We start from the raw sequence: 1605 nt of genomic DNA on the forward strand, positions 1-1605 counted from the left end.
ACCGCCGGCTCCGACACGGTGCTCTTCAACGTGGTGCTGTGAGCAGGACATGAGGCGGCTTTCGCGTTTTCTGGCGCTGATGATGGCCGTTGTCCTTGCCGGTTGCACGAAGCCGGATTTTTCCGACGCCGAAAAGACGACCATCGCCTCGCTGGCGCTGTCGTCGCTGCCGGCGCTCAAGCCCGACACCACCAATCGTTTTGCCGACGTGCCGGCGGCTGCCGCACTCGGCTCGACGCTGTTCTTCGACCAGGGCATGAGCGGTGACGGGTCAATATCCTGTTCGACATGCCACAAGATCGACCGCCAGTTCCAGGACGACCTGCCGCAGGCGGTCGGGGTCGGCCGTACCAGCCGGCGCACCATGCCACTGGCCGGCGTGGCGCGCGATCCCTGGTTCTTCTGGGATGGCCGCCGCGACAGCCTGTGGGCGCAAGCGCTGACGCCGCTCGAAAACCCGCTGGAGCAGGCGGGAAACCGCACCGCCTACGCGCATTACATCAAGGCGCGCTTCGGCGAACGCTATGAGCGCATCTTCGGGCCGCTGCCTGATTTTTCCGGCATGCCGTTGGATGCCAGCCCGCTTGGAAACGATGTCGAGAGGGCGGCCTGGAATGCGATGAGCGGCCCGCAGCGTGACGCTATCAACGGCGTCTTTGCCAATCTAGGCAAGGCAATTGCCGCCTTCGAACGCTCGATCGCGCCGGCGCCAACGCGCTTCGACCGCTTTGCGCTGGACCTCGCCACCGGTGCCGAGCCGAAGGGCGATGCTGTCTTTTCCAAACAAGAAATCCTTGGGCTTAAACTGTTCATCGGCAAGGCCAATTGCGTGACCTGTCACAACGGCTCGCGCTTCACCGACAACAGCTTCCACAACACCGGCGTGCCATCCGTTGCGGGCCTGCCGCCGGATCGCGGCCGTATCGAGGCCGTGCACCAAGTCGAGGCGGACCCGTTCAACTGCTTCGGCGCTTATCGCGATGGCGACGCCAGCGCCTGCGGCGAGTTGCGCTTCATGGTCAAGGATGCGCCCGAACTCGTTCGCGCCTACAAGACGCCATCGCTGCGCGGAGCGGCAACGCGGCCGCCCTATATGCATGCCGGGCAGTTTTCGTCGCTCGACGAGGTGGTGGCGCACTACGCCAAGGCTGCCCCCAGCGTCGAAGGGGTATCAGAGGTTCACCCGCTGGAGTTGTCGGATCGCGAGCGCGGAGCGCTGGTGGCGTTCCTGAAGACGCTGGCGGAGTGAGGTTGCCGGCGATAGGAATAGTTGAGCGAAGCGAGGCGAGTTGGTGCTGAAGCGAGCAAAGGAGGTTCTATGAGCCGGAGTATGATTCCCGTCGAGGAACCCGCCAAGGAATGGTTCAAGGATTCAAAATTCGCTGCCCAATATGAGGCATTGGAAGAGGAATTCGCAATCGCAGAGGCTTCGATCAAGGCTCGGTGCGAGAAACAGGAAGCCAAAGTCGTGGGGCGACCGCTGAGCGCCTAATTCCTTAAGCACGGACCGCATGCTTTGGCGATTGGCGCAAACATCCATCGCTTCGTCATCCTGGGGCGTAGCAAGGAGCGAAGCGACGCGGCGCAGACCCCAGGATCCATGCC

At 63.1% G+C, this 1605-nt stretch carries 2 protein-coding genes; one reads left to right on the plus strand and one right to left on the minus strand.

The features are described from left to right. Positions 1-49: 49 nt before the first annotated feature. Positions 50-1249: a cytochrome-c peroxidase gene (locus EOC06_RS17045; RefSeq protein ID WP_128308321.1), complete on the plus strand. Its 1200-nt coding sequence runs from the start codon at positions 50-52 to the stop codon at positions 1247-1249. Positions 1250-1372: 123 nt separating this feature from the next. Here the strand turns inward: EOC06_RS17045 and EOC06_RS40820 are convergent. Then, positions 1373-1605 (minus strand): hypothetical protein (locus EOC06_RS40820; RefSeq protein WP_206631200.1); only part of this gene is annotated, 233 nt, incomplete at its 5' end.

Origin of the sequence: Mesorhizobium sp. M7A.F.Ca.MR.362.00.0.0, assembly GCF_004023175.1 — a bacterium.
In the GTDB taxonomy this organism is placed as follows: Bacteria; Pseudomonadota; Alphaproteobacteria; order Rhizobiales; family Rhizobiaceae; genus Mesorhizobium.

Bases quoted from the DNA above. Each gene is read 5' to 3' on its own strand.
- EOC06_RS17045 (WP_128308321.1), top strand. From the start codon at position 50: ATGAGGCGGCTTTCGCGTTTTCTGGCGCTGATGATGGCCGTTGTCCTT.